Origin of the sequence: Streptomyces sp. WP-1, from assembly GCF_030450125.1 — a bacterium.
GTDB classification, from domain to species: domain Bacteria; phylum Actinomycetota; class Actinomycetes; order Streptomycetales; family Streptomycetaceae; genus Streptomyces; species Streptomyces incarnatus.
In genome coordinates this window covers 953,697-974,390 of sequence record NZ_CP123923.1, presented here as the reverse complement: position 1 = coordinate 974,390, position 20,694 = coordinate 953,697, and the positions used below count along the sequence as shown (strand labels likewise).

Annotated in this window: 7 protein-coding genes; 5 read left to right on the top strand and 2 right to left on the bottom strand. The window is 74.6% G+C overall.

The features are described from left to right. The first annotated feature begins 47 nt into the window (after positions 1-47). From QHG49_RS03970 to QHG49_RS03950, 5 genes are all read left to right on the top strand, one after another. The gene (locus QHG49_RS03970; RefSeq protein WP_159707066.1) at positions 48-944 is read left to right on the top strand and encodes a hypothetical protein; all 897 of its coding nucleotides are present in this window, start codon (positions 48-50) and stop codon (positions 942-944) included. A gap of 146 nt (positions 945-1,090) precedes the next feature. After that, positions 1,091-7,384 (top strand): non-ribosomal peptide synthetase, encoded by a 6,294-nt coding sequence (locus QHG49_RS03965; RefSeq protein WP_301487238.1) that lies wholly within the window; start codon positions 1,091-1,093, stop codon positions 7,382-7,384. 55 nt (positions 7,385-7,439) lie between these two features. Continuing rightward, positions 7,440-14,705: a non-ribosomal peptide synthetase gene (locus tag QHG49_RS03960; protein WP_301487237.1), complete on the top strand. Its 7,266-nt coding sequence runs from the start codon at positions 7,440-7,442 to the stop codon at positions 14,703-14,705. A gap of 164 nt (positions 14,706-14,869) precedes the next feature. Beyond that, a complete protein-coding gene (locus QHG49_RS03955; protein ID WP_301487236.1) occupies positions 14,870-16,048 on the top strand; it encodes a cytochrome P450 in 1,179 nt (392 codons plus the stop codon). Positions 16,049-16,088: 40 nt separating this feature from the next. Next, complete coding sequence (locus QHG49_RS03950; protein WP_301487235.1) at positions 16,089-17,360, top strand: MFS transporter; 1,272 nt, start codon at positions 16,089-16,091, stop codon at positions 17,358-17,360. A 19-nt stretch (positions 17,361-17,379) separates the two neighbouring features. On the opposite strand, the gene QHG49_RS03945 is transcribed toward QHG49_RS03950, so the two are convergent. Together QHG49_RS03945 and QHG49_RS03940 are read right to left on the bottom strand one after the other, a co-directional pair. Further along, positions 17,380-20,295, bottom strand: a complete 2,916-nt coding sequence (locus tag QHG49_RS03945) for a LuxR family transcriptional regulator (RefSeq protein ID WP_145484318.1) — start codon at positions 20,293-20,295, stop codon at positions 17,380-17,382. Between the two features lie 136 nt (positions 20,296-20,431). Beyond that, positions 20,432-20,650, bottom strand: a complete 219-nt coding sequence (locus QHG49_RS03940; protein WP_301487234.1) for a hypothetical protein — start codon at positions 20,648-20,650, stop codon at positions 20,432-20,434. Between the last annotated feature and the right edge of the window lie 44 nt (positions 20,651-20,694).

Here is a 20,694-nt window from a genome sequence, read left to right as displayed (position 1 = left end):
ATCGGGCCCGGGGCCGGGGCCCCGGCGGCGAACGAGGAGGGGGAACGATGGGGGCACTGCAGATCGTCGGAGTGCACGGCATCCGGCAGGGGGCTTCGGCCACGACGGAGGCACTGAGCAGGAGCTGGCAGGAGTCGGTGGACGACGCGCTGGCCTGCTCGGGACTCGCCCCCGTGGCCGGTCCGGTCGGTCTCACCGTCCCCTCGTACCAAGGCGTGTATCCGAAGACGGCCACCCGGTACATGCGGCTGGGCCCGGACGCCGCCCGCGCGGCCGGCGACGAGCCCGTGGACGAGGAGGAAGAGGCATTCATCCTGGAGGCGCTGGCCGCCTACGCGCCGTCCGCGGCGGCGCAGGAGCAGGATTCCCCGATGGCCGGCCGGACTCTGGGGGCGGGGCGGCTCACGCCGCGGATCCTCAGGCGGGCTGAGGCCGTGGACCGGGTGGCGGGCAAGGGGGTGACCGACCGTCTGCTGTGGCTGGTCCGCGAAGCCCACGGCTACCTGCGTCATGAGGGAACGGCGGCCGCGGTCCGCGCCGTGATCCGGGAGGCACTGGTCACCACGGGCGCCCGGATGGTCATCGCACACTCGCTGGGCACTGTCGTGTTCTACGACATGCTCACCCGCGGCGAGGTTCCGCCCGCGGCGGACGGCGGACCCGGGGTGGCATCGCTGATCACCTGCGGATCACCGCTGGGCTGGCTCGCGGTGCGGAAGGGCGTCCACACGGCCGGTACCCCGCTGTCCGTTCCCGCCGGTGTGGAGTGGACCAACCTGTACGCGGTCAACGATCCGGTGAACAAGGGCAGGGGCCTGTCGCATCTGGCGGTCGGGGTCACCGACGTCCGGGTCGACAACGGCAGGCTCAGCGCCCATGACGTCCACCGTTATCTCGACAAGCCGGCGGTCGCCGAAGGCATCGGCAAGGCCAGACGCCACTGAGCCGGCCGTCCCGGCCACCCGGCGGCCCGGATCCGCCCCGCCCCCCAGAACCGCAGCCGACTCTGCTCACACCGCTGCGTCTTCTTCCCTGGGGTGGGGCGGGCCGTGGCGGCAGGCTGCTGGGAAAAGACGGCTGGGAGGCGACAGTGACTACAGGCCCGGCCCCTGCGGGGGCGCCGAACGACGTGGACGCCCGGACGGTGTCCTTCGCGCAGCGCCGGCTGTGGTTCATGGACCAGTTGGCGGGGTCCTCCAGCGGATCGATGCTGCCGTTGGTGCTGCGGCTGCGGGGACGGCTCGACGCCGACCGGCTGGAGCGGTCGTTGGGCCGGATCGTGGCCCGGCACGAGGTGCTGCGGACCCGGTTCACCGCCGTGGACGGGGAGCCGGTGCCGGTCGTGGACGCGCCCGCCGGGTTCACGCTGCGCCGGGTCACCGCGGACGGCCCCGCCGATCTGTACGCCCGCTGCCTGGGCCGCCCCGTCGACCTCGCCGAGGAGCACCCGGTGCGCGCCACCCTCGCCCGGGTCGCCGAGGACGAGCACCTGCTGCTGGTCGAGGTCCACCACATCGCCGTGGACGGGTGGTCCTGGGGGGTGCTGCTGGAGGAACTGGCCGCCGGATACCGGGGCGAGGAGGTCGAGCCGCCCGCCGTGCAGTACGCCGAACTCGCCCGCGCGCAGGCCGAACGGCTCTCCGGCGCCCGGCTTGAGCGGCTGCTCGGGCACTGGCGGGAGCGGCTGACCGGGCTGACCCCGCTGGAGCTGCCCACCGACCGGCCCCGGCCCCGGGTCTGGGACGGTTCCGGTGATGTCGTCCGCTTCGATCTGCCCGCCGAACTCGTCGCCGCCGTGGACAAGTTGGCCCGGTCCCGGCGCGTCACCCGGTACATGGTGCTGCTCACCGCCTACCAGGCGCTGCTCGGCCACTGGTCGGGCCGTACCGACGTCGCCGTGTGCAGCACGCTCGCCGACCGGGCCCAGCGCGGCGCCGCCGAGCTGATCGGCCCGCTGGTGAACACCGTCGTCCTGCGCGCGGACCTGTCCGGGCGGCCCGGCTTCGACACCCTGCTGGAGCGGGTACGGCGGCGGGTGCCGGCCGATCTGTCGCATGCCGAGGCGCCCTTCGACCTGGTGGTCGGCGCGCTCGGCGGCTCCCGGGACCTGTCCCGGCACCCGCTCGCCCAGGCGTCGTTCACCCTGCTCAACTCCCCGATCCGGCCGGTGCGGATGGCGGACCTGGAGGTGGCGCTCGTCGAGCCGCCGCTGACCGAGACCCCGCTGGACGTCTTCCTGGACCTGACCCTGCGCACGGACGGCAGCATCGCGGCCATCCTCCAGTACGCCACCGCCCTGTTCGACGTCGCCACGATGCGCGCCTTCGCGAACGCGTACACCGCCCTGCTGCGGGCCGTCATCGCCGAACCCACCACCCCTGTCCACGAGTTGGCGCGCGCCCTGCCCGCCGGGCCCGGTGCGCCGGCGCGGCCCAGGAGCGAATGGCACCACGCGCCCGACCGGCCCGCGACGCCCGCGCAACCGGTCGCCTTCGCCGGACGGCCCGAGGCGCTCGCGCTGCGCTGCGGCGACGACAGCGCCACGTACGCGGAACTCGACGCCATGTCCGGCGGACTCGCCGCCGCGCTGCGGGCCGCCGGGGTCGGCGCGGGCAGCCCGGTGGGGGTCGTCCTGCGTCGCGGCCTGTGGTCGGTCGCCGCCATCGAGGGGATCTGGCGGGCCGGCGGTGTGTACGTGCCGCTCGACCCCGAACTGCCCGCGCAGCGGCTCGCGTTCATGGCCGAGGAGGCCCGGCTCGCCTGCGTCGTCACCGCACCGGCGACGGCCACCGCCGCCGCCCCGCTCGCGCCCGTCGCCGTCGACGTCACCGCCGTCACCCCGGACGCGGACGGGCCCCGCCACCGGCCCGACCCCCGCCAGCTCGCCCACGTCATCTTCACCTCCGGGTCCACCGGACGCCCCAAGGCGGTCGGCGTCGAACACGCCGCGCTCGCCTCGCACGTGGCCGCCGCACGGCAGCGCCTCGGCATCACCGCCGCCGACCGGGTGCTGGCCTTCGCCTCCTTCTCCTTCGACGCCTCCCTGGACCAGGTGCTGCCCGCCCTGACCTCCGGTGCCACCGTCGTCATGCGGCCCGAGGAGCCCTGGCTGCCCACCCAGGTCCCGGAGATCGTCCAGCGGCACGAGCTGACCGTGGTCAACGTGCCGCCCACCTACTGGTCCGAACTGGCCCTCTCCCTCGACCGCAGGCTGGCCGCCGCCCTCGCCCCGCTGCGGCTGCTGGTCCTCGGCGGCGAGGCGGTACCGGCCGACACCCTGGCCGTGTGGCGGGCCGCCGTGCCCTGGGTGCGGGTCTGCAACGCCTACGGGCCCACCGAGACCACCGTCACCGCCACCACCTACGACGCCGGGGAACCGCCCGCCGACAGCGTGCCCATCGGCCGCCCGCTCGGCGACCGCCGCGTGTACGTGGTGGACACGGACGACGAGCAGGTACCGGTCGGCGTCTCCGGTGAACTCCTCATCGGAGGGACCGAGTTGGCGCGCGGCTACCTCAACCGGCCCGCGCTGACCGCCGACCGCTTCGTGCCCGACCCGTACGGTCCGCCCGGTGGCCGCCTCTACCGCACCGGCGACCTCGTGCGCTGGACGCCCCAGGGGGAGCTGGAGTTCGTCGGCCGCCGCGACGACCAGGTCAAGATCCGGGGCTTCCGGGTCGAACTCGGCGAGGTGGAGGCCGTGTTGCGGGCCTGCCCGCTGGTCGCCGCGGCCGCCGTCCGGCCCGACCGCGCCACCGGACAGGCCCTGACCGGCTATGTCGTACCCGCCCCGGACGCACCCGCCGCGCCCGGGAGGGCGGAGCTGCGGGCCTGGTGCGCCCGCTATCTGCCGCACTACGCCGTCCCCTCCGACTTCGTCGCCCTGGACGCCCTCCCGGTCGGCGTCTCCGGCAAGCTCGACCGCGGCGCCCTGCCCGACCCCGACCGCGGCGGCCCAGGCGACGACGCCGCGTTCACCGCGCCCCGCGACGAGACCGAGCGGATCGTCGCCGAGGTGTGGGCCGATGTGCTGGGCCTGGAGCGGATCGGCATCGACGACAGCTTCTTCGACCTGGGCGGCCACTCCCTGCTCGCCACCATGGCGGTCTCCCGGATCGCCGGGCGGCTCGGCCGGGACATCGAGCTGCGCACCGTGTTCGAGCACCCGACCGTGCGCGATTTCGCGCCGCGCGTGGCCGGCGCCCGCGCCTGCGGCAGCACCGAGGTGGTGCCCGTCGACCGTGCCCGCCCGCTGCCGCTGTCCTTCGCGCAGGAGCGCCTGTGGTTCCTCGACCGCACCTCCGACCGCGGCGACTCCTATCTGCTGTGGTACTGCTGGCGGGTCCGCGGCGGCCTCGAACACGCCTCCTGGCAGCAGGCGTTGGATGATCTGGTGGCCCGGCACGAGGTGCTGCGCACGGCGCTGATCGAGTCCGACGGCCGTCCCGTGCAGCAGGTGTGCGACCCGGTGGGCGTGCCCCTGGTCTGGGAGGCGGCGCCGGACGGGCCCGACGAGGACTCCCGCCTCGACGCCGTACGGCAGCGGGCCGAGGCCCTCGCCACCCGCCGCTTCGACCTCGCCCGGCCGCCGCTGCTGCGGGCCGGGGTGTGGGAGCTGGCCGACGACGACCATGTGGTCCTGCTCGCCCTGCACCACGCCGTCACCGACGGCTGGTCCAAGGGCGTCCTGCTGGACGAGCTGGCCCACCACTACACCGCCCGGCGGGCGGGACGGGAGGCGCACCTTCCGCCGTTGCCCGTCCAGTACGGCGACTTCGCCGTCTGGCAGCGCGAACGTGCCGAGAGCGGCGCGCTGGAACCCCAACTCGCCTACTGGGAAGAGGTGCTGGCGCGGACGCCCGCCCTGGAGCTGCCCACCGACCGGCCCCGGCCGGCCGCGTTCACCGGGCGGGGCGGCGCCGTCGAGATCGATCTGCCCGCCGAGCTGGTGCACCGGGTGGACGCCTTCGCCCGGGAGCGCGGCGCGACCCGCTTCATGGTGCTGCTGGCCGCCGCCCAGGCCGTGCTGGCCCGCTGGTCCGGGCAGACCGACGTGCCCGTGGGCACACCCGTCGCCGGGCGCGGCCGGCTCGAACTGGAGCCGCTGGTCGGCTTCTTCGTCAACACCGTGGTGCTGCGCACGGACCTGTCCGGGCGGCCCACCTTCGCCGGGCTCGTGGACCGGGTGCGCGAGGTGGTGCTCGGCGCCTTCGACCACCAGGAGGTGCCGTTCGAGCGGGTCGTGGAGCGGCTGCGCCCCGCGCGCGATCTGTCCCGCAACCCCCTGTTCCAGGTGATGGTGGACGTCCAGGACGCCTCCACCGGCGGCGCCGGACTGCCGGGGCTCGACACCGGCGACTTCCAACTGCCCTGGGGATCGGCCAAGTTCGACCTGACGGCCACTTTCGTGGTGCGCCCCGGCGGGTTCGCCCTCAACGTCGAGTACGCCGCCGACCTGTTCGAGCCGGCCACCGCCACCCGGTTCGCCCGCCATGTCGGACGCCTGCTGGAGGCCCTCCTCGCCGACCCCGGCACCCGGGTCGACGCGGCCCCGCTGCTCTCCGCCGGGGAGCGCGACCTGCTGGTGGCCACGGCGGGACGCGAGGTGCCGCCCGCACCGGCGTTCCGGGTGGCAGGCCGCCCCGAGGACCCTGCCGTGGTGTGCGAGGGTGCCGGTCTCGACTACGCCCAACTGGACCGCTTGACAGGCGGGTTGGCCGCCACCCTCACCGCCCGGGGAGTGGCCCCCGGTGACCCCGTCGGCGTGTGTGTCGGGCGTGGCGTCTGGTCCGTGGCCGCGATGCTCGCCGTCTGGCGGGCGGGCGGTGTCTACGTCCCGCTCGACGCCCTGCTGCCCGAGGACCGGCTCCGGTACATGCTCCAGGAGGCCGGGGTACGGCACGTGGTCGCCGACGCGCACACCGGTGAGAAGGTCACCGCGCTCGGGGTGGGGGCCGTAGCCGTCGAGGACGTACGACCGCTGCCCGACGGACCGGCGCACACCCCCGACCCGGGCGACCTCGCCTATGTCATCTTCACCTCCGGCTCCACCGGCCGCCCCAAGGCCGTCGGGGTCGAGCACCACGCCCTGGACGCCCATGTGGCCACCGCCCGCCGGCGGTTCGCGCTCAGGGCCGAGGACCGGGTGCTCACCTTCGCGTCCACGTCGTTCGACGCCTCGCTGGAGCAGATCCTGCCCGCGCTGAGCACCGGCGCCACGGTGATCGTGCGCCCGGACGAGATCTGGGCGCCGGAGGAACTGGCCGCCCGGGTCGCGGCCGAGCGGATCACCGTCATGGAACTCACCCCGTCCTACTGGGCGGAGCTGGTCTCCCACCTGGACCGGCTCGCCCCGCGGCTCGCCTCGCTGCGGCTGCTGGTGACCGGGGGAGAGGCGCTGCCCGCCGACCCGCTGGAGCGGTGGTTCGCACACCTGCCCCACGTGCCCGTCCTCAACACCTACGGGCCCACCGAGTCGGTGATCTCGGCCACCGCCCACACCGTCGACGGCGCCCGCGACGGCCGGGTACCGATCGGCCGGCCCCTGGGCGGGCGCCGTACCTACGTGGTCGACGCGCTGGGCGAACTCGTACCCGAGGGCGTGCCGGGCGAACTTCTCGTGGGAGGACGCGAGTTGGCCCGAGGGTATCTGGGGCGGCCGGCGCTGACCGCCGAGCGGTTCGAGCCCGACCCGTTCGGGGCGCTCGGCGGACGGCTCTACCGCACCGGGGACGTCGTACGCCGACTGCCCTCCGGGGAACTGGAGTTCCTCGGCCGCAACGACGACCAGGTGAAGATCCGCGGGTTCCGCGTCGAGCCCAAGGAGGCCGAGGCGGTGCTGCGCCGCCACCCCGGGGTGCGGGGCGCGGCGGTCGTCGTCCGCACCCTGCGCGGCGAGGCCGCCCTGGTGGGCTACGTCGTCGGCGACGGCCTGTCGGAGGAGATCCTCCAGACACACTGCCGGGCCCAACTGGCGCACTATCTGGTGCCGTCGGCGTTCGTCCTGCTCGACGCGCTGCCGCTGACGGTGCAGGGCAAGCTGGACACCGCCGCCCTGCCCGAGCCCGCGGCGCCCGAGTCGGCGGCCTTCGTGGCGCCCCGCAGCCCGGCCGAGACGGTCGTCGCACAGATCTGGTGCGAAGTGCTCGATCTGCCCCGGGTCGGCGTCCACGACGACTTCTTCGCCCTGGGCGGCCACTCCCTGCGCGCCGTCGCCGTCGCCTCCAGACTGCGCACCGCGTTCGACTGCCCGCTCCAGGTCAGGGACCTGTTCGAGCATCCCACGGTGGGGCGTCTCGCCGCCGAGGTGGAGAGCCGGCTGCTGGAACTGATCTCGCAGATGAGCGACGACGAGATCGACCTCTCCCTCACCGCCGATTTCTGAGGGCCTCCCGCCCGACACCCGCTTCCTCCCCATGAGTTCAGATCGGAGTGCCCTCATGACCACATCCGACGTGCGCCCGGGACCCGCCGCCCCGTCCGCGCCCCTGTCCCCGGCCGCCCGGCGCCTGCTGGAGCAGCGGCTGCGCGGACTGACCGGAGCCCGCGACGACGGCCCGGTCCGCATCAGCCCGCGCCCCGACCGCATCCCGCTGTCGCCCGCCCAGCAGCGCCTGTACTTCCTGGACCGCCTCGACCCCGGCGCCGCCACCTATCTGCTGCCCGCCGCCTGGCGGTTCACCGGCCCGCTCGACCTGCCCGCGCTGCGCGCCGCCGTCACCGACCTCACGGCCCGGCACGAGCAGCTGCGGGCCGTCTTCCCCGAGCACGAGGGCCTGCCCCACCAGCGGATCCTGCCGCCCGACCCCGACTGCCTCGACGTGGTGGACGCCACCGCCCCGGCCGGCCCGGACCCGGAGCGACGGCTGGCGGCCACCGTGCACGCCGCCGCGCTGCGCCCCTTCGACCTGGGCCGGGAGCCCGCCTTCCGCGCCACCCTCGTCCGCGCCGGCGACGACGACCATGTCCTGGTCCTCGGCATGCACCACATCGTCTCCGACGGCTGGTCCCTCGGCCTGATCGTCCGCGACCTGACCGAGCTGTACCGGGCGAGGACCGGGCACCGCCGCGCCGAGCTGCCCGAACTCCCCCTGGACTACACGGACTACGCGATCTGGCAGCGGGGCGGCGACCAGTCCGCGGCCCTCGACCACTGGCGCACCCGGCTGGCCGGCCTCACCCCGCTGGAGCTGCCCACCGACCACCCCCGCCCCGACACCCCCGGCGGCCCCGGCGAAGCCCACGTCCTCACCCTGCCGTCCGCGCTGACCGACGCGCTCGCCGAACTCGGCCGGCGCGCGGGGACGACGCCGTACATGACGGTGCTGGCCGCCTTCCAGGCCGCGCTGGCCTTCCACAGCGGGCAGCAGGACATCGCCGTCGGCACCGTCGTGGCCAACCGGGAGCGGGCCGAGACCGAGCAGCTCGTCGGGTTCTTCGTCAACACCCTGGTGCTGCGCGGTGACTTCGCCGACGATCCGACGCCGGCCGCGCTGCTCGCCCGTACCCGGGAGCGGGTGCTGGAGGCGTTCTCGTACCAGTCGCTGCCGTTCGAGCGGGTCGTGGAAGCGCTGAGCCCCGAGCGCGATCTCGCCCGCAACCCGCTGGTGCAGGTCCTGTACACGCACACCGACATCAGCGGCTCCGCGTTCGACCTCGGCGCGGCCACCGGGACGCCGTACCGGATCGACCTCACCACCGCCAAGTTCGACCTCACCCTCGATCTGCGCGACGGCGACGGCCGCACCGAGCTGGCGTTCGTCCACCGGCCCGACCTGTACGACGCCGGATCCGTCGCGGCCCTCGCCCGGCACACCGTGAACCTGCTGGAGGCGTTCTGCGCCACCCCCGACATCCGGCTCAGCGCCATCGACCCGCTGACCCCCGCCGAGCGCGCCTTCCTGCTCGGCCCGGGCGGGCCCGCGAACGCCGGCAACGAGCCCCGGACCGCCCCGCGCACCGCCCCCGACCGGCTCGCCGAGCACATCGGCGGCGCGCCGGACGCGATCGCGGTGGTGCGCGGCACCGACTGCCTGACCTACGCCGAACTCGACGCCCGTGCTTCTCACTTGGCCCGGCGGCTGCGCGCGGCCGGGGTCACCCCCGGCTCCCTGGTCGGCGTCTGCCTCGACCGCACCCCCGACCTGGCCGTCGCCCTGCTCGGCGTCTGGCGCGCCGGAGCCGCCTACCTCCCGCTCGATCCCTCCCACCCGAAGGCCCGCCGCGAGTTCACCGTCGCCGACTCCGGCATCGAGTGGATCGTCACCGACGGCGCGACCCGTGGCGCCGTGGCGCAACTGCCGGTCAAACTTATGGTGTTGGACGAGGACGGTGGCGCCGAGGCCGAGACCCCCGACATCCTGCCCGCGCCCGAAGACCTCGCGTACGTCATCTACACCTCCGGTTCCACCGGCCGACCCAAGGGCGTCGAGGTCACCCACGGCAACCTGGCCTGGCTGCTGGCCGCCGCCGACCGGCACTTCGTCTTCGGCCCGGACGACGTGTGGACGCTGATGCACTCGCCCGCCTTCGACTTCTCGGTCTGGGAGCTGTGGGCGCCGCTGACCAGCGGCGGACGCGTGGTCGTGCTCGGCTCCGACGAGGTCCGCGACCCGGCCGCCGTGCACCGGGTGCTGCGCGAGGCGGGCGTCACCGTCCTCAACCAGACCCCGGCCGCCTTCAAAGGCCTGCGCGCCCACCTGAAGAGCACCGGCAGCGACTTCGCCGAACTCCCCTTGCGCACCGTGGTGTTCGGCGGCGACGCCTTCGACGTCCGCGACTACGGCGACTGGTTCACCGCCCCGGGCGAGAAGCCCGCCCTGGTGAACATGTACGGCATCACCGAGACCACGGTGCACGTCACCTTCCGCACCATCACCGAGGACGATGTGCGTGGCACCGTCCGTTCCCCCATCGGGCGTCCGCTCACCGGGCAGCACGGGTACGTCCTCGACCCCGGGGGACGCCTCGTGCCGTCCGGCAGCGTCGGCGAACTGTACGTCTCCGGCGGTGGCGTGGCCCGCGGCTACCGCAACCGGCCCGAGCTGACCGCCGAACGCTTCCTGGACGACCCCTTCGGGGCGCCCGGCGCCCGGATGTACCGCACCGGCGACCTCGTACGGGTGCTGCCCGACGGCCAGTTGGCGTACATCGGCCGCGCCGACCACCAGGTGAAGATCCGCGGCTACCGCATCGAACCCGGCGAGATCGAGACCGCGCTGCGCGCCCTGCCCGGCGTCGCCGACGTCGCGGTGGTCGCCCGCCGGGACGGCGACACGGCCCGCCTGGTCGCCCACATCGTCACCCCGGAGGCCCGCCCGCTCGATCCGCCCGCGCTGCGCGAGGGCCTGCGGCTGACCCTGCCCGACTACATGGTGCCCGCGCTGTTCGTCCGGCACGAGCGGCTGCCGCTGACGGCCAACGGCAAGGTGGACCGCGCCGCGCTCACCGCCGTCGCCCCCGCCGCGGCCGGACCCGGCACCCATGTGCCGCCCGAGGGCCCGCTGGAGGAGGCGCTGGCCGGGGTGTGGAGCCAGGTGCTCGGCGCCGAACACGTCGGCCGCGGCGACAACTTCTTCGACCTGGGCGGCGACTCGATCCTCGCCCTGCGCCTGGTCGGTCTCGGCCGGCTCGCCGGGCTCGGCTTCTCCGTCGCCGACGTCTTCCGCACCCGCACCCTCGCCGATCTCGCCGCCCTCGTCACCGAGGACGTCGACGCGCCCGCCCCCGTCGCCCCGTTCTCCCAGCTCGACCCCGCCGACGCGGGCCGCCTCCCCGACGGCCTGGAGGACGCCTACCCGCTGACCATGCTCCAGGCCGGCATGCTGCACGAGATGCTCGCCGACCCCCGGCGCGGCGCCTACCACAACGTCACCGACCTGAAGATCAGCACCCCCGAGGGCTTCGACCGCCACGCGTTCCAGGCCGCGGTGGACGCGGTGGTCGCCGGGCACCCCATCCTGCGCAGCTCCGTCGACCTCGTCGGCTACCGCGAACCCCTCCAGCTCGTGCACCGCGCCGCCCGCCTGCGGGTCGGCTACACGGATCTGCGCGGCCTGCCCCGCGACGAACAGCGGGCGCGGCTGCGGGAGTTCGTGGACGAGGAGTTCGAGCGGCGCTTCGACCTGGCCACCGCGCCCCTGGTCCGCATCCATCTGCACCACATCACCGACCACGAGCTGCGGCTCGTGCTCACCGACTGCCATGTGGTGCTGGACGGCTGGAGCCTCACCTCGCTCGTCGCCGACCTGCTCGCCCTGCACCGCGAGGCCGTCGCCCACGGCACCACGCCCCTGCCCCCGCAGGCTCCCGCGTTCGCCGAGTACGTGGCCCTGGAGCGGGCCGCCCTCGACAGCGAGGAGTCGCTGACGTACTGGCGCGACAGCCTCGCCGACCTGCGCCCCGTGACCTTCCGCCGCCGCGCGCGGGCCGGTACCGGCGCCGACCGGCCGCCGGTGCACGAGGTCCGGCGCTCCTACGCCCATCTCGCCGAGCGCATCGGAAGGTTGGCGAAGGACACCGGGGTGCCGCGCCGTACCGTGCTGCTCACCGCCTTCCACCACACCATGAGCCTGTTCGCCGACCGCGACGAGAGCGCCCTCGGCCACAGCATCGGCCTGGTCACCAACGGACGGCCCGAGGTGCCCGGCGCCGACCGGATGCGCGGACTGTTCCTGAACACCGTGCCGTTCGGCGTCACCCGCCCGCGCGGCAGCTGGCGCGCCTATCTGCGGGACGTGTTCGAGGCCGAGCAGGAGATGCTGCCGCACCGCCGGGTGCCCCTGGTCCGTATCGCCCGGCTGCGGCCCACCGAGCCCAGCCTGACGGACACCGTCTTCAACTACGTCAACTTCCACCGGCTGTCGCACGACTCCTGGGACGACTCCCTGGAGATCGCCCGGACCATGTTCCCGCTGCTGGTCAACGCCAGCGTCAACGCCTTCACCCTCGACATCGACCGGGAGTTCGTCGCCCCCGCCACGGCCGAGCAGCTGGCCGACGTGTACTGCGCCCAGCTGGAGGCCATGGTCGCCGGGCCCGACGCCCGGGTCACCCGGCCCGCGCTCACCGGCGCGGCCCGCGCCACCGCCCTCGACGTATGGGCGCGCGGACCCCAGATCCCGTCCTCGCCGCTGATGCTGCACGAGCACATCGCCGGCCACGCGGCCCGCACCCCGGACGCGGTCGCCGTCGAGCACCGCGGACAGCGCCTGTCGTACGGCGAACTCCACGAGCAGGCCGAGCAGGTGGCCCGGCGGCTGCGGAGCCTCGGGGTCGGCCCGGAGACCGTCGTCGGGATCTGCGTCGAGCGCGGCCCGGACCTGGTGCGCGCGGCCGTCGGGGTGCTGCGCTCCGGCGGTGCCTTCCTGCCGCTCGACCCCCAGCACCCCACCGAGCGGCTGAAGTTCATGGCCGACGACAGCGGCATGCGGGTCCTGCTGACCCAGCGCGCCCTCGACGGCACGGTGCCCTTCGACGGCCCCGTACTCCATCTGGACGCCCCCGCCGGGCACATGGAGCCCGTCCCGGGCCGGGAGCCCGACGCCGACACCCTCGCCTACATCATCTACACCTCCGGTTCCACCGGCACCCCCAAGGGTGTCGCCCTGCCGCACCGCGGACTGTCCAACATGCTCGAAGGCCAGCGCGACCTGGTACGCCCCACCCCCGGCGACCGGGTGCTCCAGTTCGCGTCCTTCGGGTTCGACGCCTCGATCCTGGAACTCACCTGGTCCCTCGCCAACGGCGGCCGCCTGGTCACCGCGCCCAAGGAGGACCTGCGCCCCGGCCCCGACCTCGCCCGCACCCTGCGCGAGGCCCGCGTCACCTGCGCCATGCTGCCGCCCAGCGCCCTCGCGGTGCTCGGCGAGGACGACTTCCCCGAACTGCGGGTCCTCCAGGTCGCCGGCGAGTCCTGCCCGGCCGAACTCGCCGACGTCTGGTCGCGCGGCCGCCGCTTCCACAACGTCTACGGCCTCACCGAGACCTCCGTGTGGTCCGTCGCCGCCGAACTCAGCCCCGGCCAGGGACAGCCGCCCATCGGCACCCCGATCCGCAACACCCGCATCCATGTCCTGGACGACGACCTCCAGCCCGTCCCGGCGGGCGTGCCCGGCGAGATCTACCTCGGCGGACAGGCCGTGGGGCGCGGCTACCTCGGCCGCCCCGGGCTCACCGCCGCCACCTACGTCCCCGACCCCTACGGGCTCCCCGGGGAACGGCTGTGCCGCACCGGCGACCTCGGCACCCACCGCGCCGACGGCTCCGTGGAATGGCTCGGCCGCCGCGACTCACAGGTCAAACTGCGCGGCTTCCGCATCGAACTCGGCGAGATCGAACACGCGCTGCGGGCGCTGCCCGAGGTCCGCCAGGCCGTCGTACTGCACCGCACCGACCTGCCGGGCGGTGAGCCGGCCCTCGTCGCCTACCTCGTCCCGCGAGATGGTGCCCGGCCCACGCCCGAGGAACTGCGCCGCGCCCTGCGGGCCTCGCTGTCCGCGTACATGATCCCCGCCCGGTTCGTGCTCCTCGACGAACTGCCCGTCAACCGCAGCGGCAAGATCGACAAGCGGGCGCTGCCGCTGCCGCCCGCCGAACTCGACCAGGACGAGACCGAGTTCGTCGCCCCGGCCACCCCGGCGGAGAAGGTCCTCGCCGAGATCTGGCGCGAGGTCCTCGGCCTCGCCCGGATCGGCGTGCACGACGACTTCTTCCGCATCGGCGGCAGCTCCCTGTCCACCGTCCGGGTCTCCCTGATGTCCGCCGGACGCGGCCTGACCGTCTCCGTCGGCGATCTGATCGAGCACCCGACCATCGCCCAGCTCGCCGAGCACGCCACCCGCGCGGCCGGCGTGCGCCTGCCCGCCGCGGTCACCTCCGAGGTACGGCTGCGCGAGGGCACCGGCGACCCGCTGTGGTGCGTGCACCCCACGGGCGGCAGCGCCGCCTGGTTCGTACCGCTCGCCCGCGCCCTGCCGCCCGGCCGGCCCGTGCACGCCTTCCAGGCGCGGGGGCTGCTCGGCGGGGTGGACCCGAGCACCGTCACCGGGATCGCCGCCAACTACGTCGCCGAGATCACCGAGCGCGTCCCGGACGCCACCGGCGAGCGGGCCCCGCACGCCCTCCTCGGCTGGTCCATGGGCGCCAACATCGCCCTGGAGATGGCCACCCAGCTCGACCGCGCCGGGCACCCGGTGGCCCCGCTCGTCCTGATCGAGCCGTACCTGCCCAACCCCGCCGCGCGCGCCCGGCTGAACGGTGTCACCGACGACCTGCGCACCGCCTGGCGCCAGCGCGACCTGATCCGGCAGCTGCCGCCCTCCCCGGAGCGCGACCGGGCCACCGCCGAACTCACCGCCACCCTGCTGGGCGCCGGCATGAGCCCCGCCGAGGCCGCCCTCGTCGAGAACGCGCCCATCGAGGTGTGGCACTCGCTGCTCGCCGCCCTCGCCGGCTACGAGGTGCGCCCCTACCCCGGCCACATCCACCTGGTGGTCGGCAGCGAGGCCGCGGGTCTGCCGCGCGGACGCACCATGCCGGGCCTGGACGTCGACTACGACACCTACCTCGCCCGCTGGCGCGACCTGGCCGGCGGCGGACTGACCGTGCACATCAGCGAGGGCGACCACATGTCGATGATGGCCGAGCCGAGGGTGTCCGGCATCGCCGAGATCCTTGTCGCGATCAAGGAGGGGGAGAACCGATGACCACGGCGACCCCGATGAGTACGGCGGTCCCTACGGGTACGGCGGCCCCTACGGGTAACGCGGCCCCTACGGGTAACGCGGCCCCTACGGATACGGCGACCCCTACGGGTAGGGCGACCGCCCCCGCGACGGCGTTCACCGAGCGCTACCTCCTGTCCCCGGACATGATCGCCGACCCCTACGGCCACCTCGACGCCCTCCGCGCGCACGCCCCCGTGCACTGGAGCCCGATGCACCACGCCTGGCTCGTCACCGGCTACGACCAGGTGATGCGCTGCCTGCGCGACCCGGCCGTCACGGCCGACCGGGTACGGCCCCTGATGGACGCCGTACCGCAGGGCGCCCGGGAGGACGCGGAGCGGGCGTTCGGGATCCTGTCCCGCTGGATGGTGTTCAACGACCCGCCGCAGCACCGCAGGCTGCGCCAGGTCTTCCAGGAGGCGTTCGCCGCACGGGCGGTGGCCCGCTACCGGACCTTCACCGAGAAGGCCACCCGGGCCGTCCTCGCCTGCAAGGCCGTCCCGGGCCGCACCGGCGACCTGATGGCGGACGTGGCCAAGCCGCTGCCCGCGCTGGTGTTCGCCCGCTGGCTCGGCATCCCGCGCACCGACGCGGCCGCCTTCTGGTACTGGAACGCCCGCGTCGCCGACCTCGTGCTCGGCACCGCCCAGGAGGAGAGCGAGTACCGGGCCTCCCTCCAGGCGCTGGTGAGCCTGGAGGACTACCTCGCGGGGCTGGTCGCCCGGCGCCGCGCCGAACCCGCCGACGACCTGATCAGCCAGGTGCTGAAGGAGGGCCGGGTGGGGGACTCGGTCACCGAGGAGGAGTTCGTCGGGATGCTCACCCAGATGGCGTTCGCCGGTGGGGAGACCACCAGCAACCTCATCGCCAACACCGTCCTCGCCCTGCACACCCGGCCCGGTCAACTCGCCGCCGTACGCGAGGATCCCGCGCTGGCGCAGGGCGCGGTGGAGGAGGCACTGCGCCTGGACGGGCCGTCCAAGATGTCGATCCGCGCCGCCGTCTCGGACCTGGAGCTGGACGGCCGCACCCTGCGGGCGGGCGACCGGATCTTCCTGGTGACCGCCGCCGCCAACCGGGACCCGGCCCGCTTCCCCGACCCCGGCCGGTTCGACGTCCGCCGCACCGGCGCCACCCACCTCGGCTTCGGCTTCGGCGCCCACTTCTGCATCGGCGCGGCGCTGGCCCGGCTGGTCGCCGTCGCCGCCGTGGAGACGCTGGTCCGCGACCACCCGGGCCTGACCCTGACCGACCCGGGGGCGCTCACCTGGCAGCCGTCCCTCCTCAACCGCAGCCTCACCGCGCTGCCCGTCCGCTACTGACCGGACCGCCGCACGCGTCCGCACCCCCGAAAGGCACATCATGGCCACCACCCTCGCCGGCGCCGGTCCCCGGCTGTGGGCACCCGCCCGGCAGCGGCCCTTCCAACTCCTGTGGCTGGGACAGTCGTTGTCCCTGCTCGGCGACGGCTTCAGCGTCGTCGCGTTCTCCTGGATCACCCTCGGCCTGACCGGTTCCACCCTGACCCTCGGCTACGTCCTCGCCTTCCAGGCCGTACCCCGCGCCCTGCTCACCCTGGTCGGCGGCACCCTCAGCGACTCCTGGTCCACCCGCACCCTGATGATCGCCTCCAGCTGGACCCGCGCCGTCCTGATGGCCGGGGTCGGACTGGCCGGGCTCGGCGGGCACTTGACGGTCTGGATGCTGTGCGCGGCGGCCGCCGCGTTCGGCGCGGTGGACGCCTTCTTCCAGCCCGCCCGGGTGTCGATCCTGCCCTCGGTGGTGGACAAGGACCTGCTCACCCCGGCCAACGCGCTGCTCGGCGCCGGTTCGCGCACCGCGGCCGTCGTCGGCCCGGCGGTCGGCGGTGTGGTCATCGCGCTGACCCGGGCGCCGGTCGCGTTCGTGGTCGACGCCGTCTGTTTCGCGCTGTGCGGCTGGTGCGTGTCCCTGATCGCCACCCGGCCCCGCCCGGCCGCCGCGCCGAAGGTGGAGTCAAAGGCCCTGAGCGACAAGGGGGTTGAGCGTCCGCCGTCCCTCGGCGCCCGCATCCGCGAGGGCGTCGTCTTCACCCTGCGCGACCCGCGGCTGCGCACCGTCGTCGTCCTCGACACCGCCGTCAACTTCTGCTACGCCGGGCCCTTCACGGTCGGTTTCGCCACCCTCGCCGAGCAGGTGCTGCGTGGCGGCTCGGCCACCCTGGGCGTGCTCAACGGGTCCCTCGCGGGCGGCGCGATGCTCGGCACGCTGGCGGGCGGCGCGATGGGCGGCCGGCCCCGGGTCGGTCTGCTGGTGGCCGCGCTGGCCGGCTGGCTGGGCGCCGGGATGGCGGTCCTGGGGCTGGTGCACAGCACCCCGGCGGTCGTCGTGACCGTGCTGGCCATGGGCTTCGCCATCGGCTTCCAGGGGGTGTTCGGGCTGAGCTGGATCCAGCGCAACATCCCCCAGGACGTGCTCAGCCGGGTCATCTCCGTCGACATGGTCCTCGGCTACGCCGCCGCCCCGCTCTCCCTCATCGTGTGCGGCGCGCTGGCCCGCACCAGCACCCTCGCGCTGTTCGGGGTGGTCGCGGCGGTGCTCGCCCTCACCGGGCTCGCGGTGCTCGGCTCCCGGGCGGTGCGCGAGATGCGTTAGGGCCCCCTCGGAACAGGCCCTAGGAATCGCGCAGGGCGGCCGAACGCGCGCACAGATCCGCGCGGTTGGCCGCCCCCGTCTTCGTGATCAGACTGGCGATGTGCTTCTCCGCCGTACGGGGGGATATGAACAGCCGGTCGGCGATGTCCTTGTTGGACAGCCGCTCCGCGAGCAGCCGGAACACCTCGAACTCCCGGACCGTGACGCCCTGGGCGCGCAGCTGGTCCGGGATACCGCTGCTCCCGGTGCGGTGCTGGCGCACGGGGGCGCCGAGCCGGCGCAGCCCCGCCCGGCAGGCACCCGCGACGGCCGGGACGTCCCGCTCGTGGAAGTAGTGCTCCGCCTGCCGCAGCCAGCTGACCGGATCGCCCCAGCCGTCCTGCTGCGCCGCGTCCGCGATCAGCCGCAGCCCGAGATGCCGGGCCAGCGGATACGGCTCCGCCACCGCCCGCGCCGCCTCGACCGCGCGCGCCGCCTCGGCCCCCGCGCCCTCCCGGCCCAGCAGCACGGCCTCCGTGAGCAGCACGAAGTGCCGGTTCCAGCGCATCCGGGCCATCGCGGTGGCGGTGATCTCCGCGTGCCGGGTGCGGTCCGCGCGCCCGGCGAGCACGTCCAGCAGCAGCACCATGCCGTGGGTGCCGCTGAGATGGTAGGTCGAGGGGTTGTCCGCCTCCAGCGCCAGCACCGTGCCCAGATCCTCCCGGGCCAGCTCCCGGTCCTCCTCCAGCAGCGCACAGAACGCCCGGGCCAGCCCGTGGCTCAGCGGCTCCTCCTGCGAACCGGCCCCGTCCCACTGCGCGAACGCGGCCAGCGCCGCCTCCATCCCGGCACGGTCGGCGTGGTGCGCCGCCAGGACGGCCTGCGCCATCAGGACGTACCGCACGGCGGGCGCGAGCCGCAGCCGTCGTACGACGGCCAGGCACTCGGCGGCCGTCGCGCGGGCGGTGTCGTCGTCGCCCCGCAGCACGGCGTCGAGTACGAGGATGCCGTCGACGGTGTGCACGATGTTGACCGAGCCGAGCCGCAGCGCCTCCTCGCGCGCCGCCAGCAGGCCCGTGGTGTCGCCCTCGGCGAGCCAGGCGTTGCCGCCGAGCCGGGTGGCCGCGTACATCCGTTGCAGGGGCAGCCGGTGGCGTTCGGCGGTGGCGAGGGCCTGGCGGAGCATCGCCTCGGACTCCTCCGGGTCCCGCTCGCGGGCCACGGTGGCGAGCAACTCCTGTGCCTGGCAGGCCACCACGGGCAGCCCGTGGCGTTCGGCGGTGTCGGCGGCCGCGCGGGCCAGCTTCTCCGCGTGCTGGGTGCGGTCGGGGCCCGGTGTGTCGAGGGCCAGGTAGGCGGCCGTCACATCGACGGTGGCGGCGGTCGTCTCGTCCGGCGAGGCCGCCAGCACCTCACGGGCGCGGGCCACCTGCCGGTTGCCGTCGCTCCACCGCCCCGCCGTGTGGGCGACCTTGGCCAGCCGGGCGTGCAGCGTGGCGAGCCGGACGGGGCTGAGCCCGGAGCCGCCCAACAGGTGGAGATCCTCGGCGAGTTCGAAGGCGCGGGCGAAGTCGCCGGCCTCGGCGAGCGCGGGCAGCAGGTTCTCCAGGACCGCGGCCCGCCCCTGCGCGTCCCCGGCCTCGGCCAGCAGGTTCTCGGCGCGGCTGAGCAGGGTCACGGCGGAGCCCAGCGCACCGGCCGAAAGAGCCCGGCCGCCCGCGTCCGCGAACAGCAGCCCGGCCGCGCCCTGGTCCCCGGCCTCGCCGCGCAGCCCCGCGGCCAACGCGCACCAGTCGCCGCCCAGTTCGGGGTGCAGCTCCTCGACCGCCTCCGCGCCCCGGCGCGCGAGATCGGCGCGCTGGCCGGGTGTCATCTGGGTGAACAGGGCCTCCACGGTCAGCGAGTGGCGGAAGGAGTACCAGTCGGGGGCCGGTTCGTCGGGGATCACCAGCCGGGCCGCGACGCCCGCGTGCAGATGGCTGAGCAGCGCGCGGTCGTCCACGCCGCTCATCCGCTGGAGCACGGTCAGCGGGAAGCGGCGGCCGAGCACGGCGGCCGCCGACAGCAGGGTCAGGCCCTGCGCGCCCAGCCGGTCGATACGGCGCAGGATGTCCCGCGCCAGCGTGGAGGAGACATCGCTGCGCAGATCCCCGATCGCCCGCCAGCCGTCCTGGCCCTGCACCAGGGTGCCCGCCCCGATCATGGTCTGGAGCAGTTCCTCGACCAGGTACGGGCTGCCGGAACTGTCCTCCCACAGCCGCTGGAGCACCGTCTCCGGCACCTCCCGCGGGTCGGCCACGCCCAGTTGGGCCGCGACCATCTCGTCCGCCTGCCCCCGGGTCAGCGGCGGGATCTCCAGCAGGGTGGCGGCGCCGCGGCGGCGCGCCGACTGGGCCAGGTCCAGGGCGTCGCTGAAGTCGGTGCGCACGGTGGCGAGGAGCAGGACGGGCGTGTACTCCAGGTTGTCCACGAGGTATTCGAGGACGCCGAGCGTCTCGGGGTCGGCGTCGTGCAGGTCCTCCAGGAGCAGCAGCTGGCCCTGGCCGCGCCCGGCCGCGATCAGCAGCCGCAGCACCGCCTCGCCCAGGATGACCATGGAGCTGCTCTCGCGCTCGCCGGTGTCCCAGTCGGGAATCAGCCGTCCGAGCACCGGCCGGTACGGGCCCAGAGCCAGGTCGTCCATGGACTCGCCGCCCCGGAACAGGGACATCAGCGCCTCGGTCAATGGCCGGAACGGCACCGCCGGGCCCGTGGTGCTGCTGCGGCCGCGCAGTACCCGCATACCGGCGTCGAGCGCGCCGCCGACCACCTCGGCCGCGAGCCGCGACTTGCCGACCCCGGCCTCGCCGACCAGGAAGACCACACCGCCGCGTCCCTGTTGAGCGCCGCTCAGCGCACGTTCGAGGAGGTGGAGCTGGGGACCCCGCCCGACCAGGGAAGGCGCATGGGAACGCATGAACGCTGATGATAATCGGAATATCGGCACCTGTGGCAGATCGGCCGCCCGGACCGTACCGCTCCGCTTGGGCACACGGCGGCGCGGACCCGCAAGACGGGTCCGCGCCATCACGCCTGTGGCAGCCGGCGGTCGCCTACCGGGGGGCGGAGACCGAGGTGTCCATGGTGCTCAGCGTGATGACAAGGCCGCTGGTGAGGACCATTCCGGCCAGCACCCGGGCGCGGGCGCAGGCGCGGTTGCGGCCCTTGAGGGTGATGCCACCGGCCGCGTCCTGCTCGTCGGCGGCGATCTCGGCGGCGGTCTCCGTGGCGTCGGCGGCGGTGGCGGCGGAGGCGGCGAAGTTCTTGTCCATGAGGTGATCCCCTTCAAGTGGTCCCGCGCGGGTGGGCGCGGGGG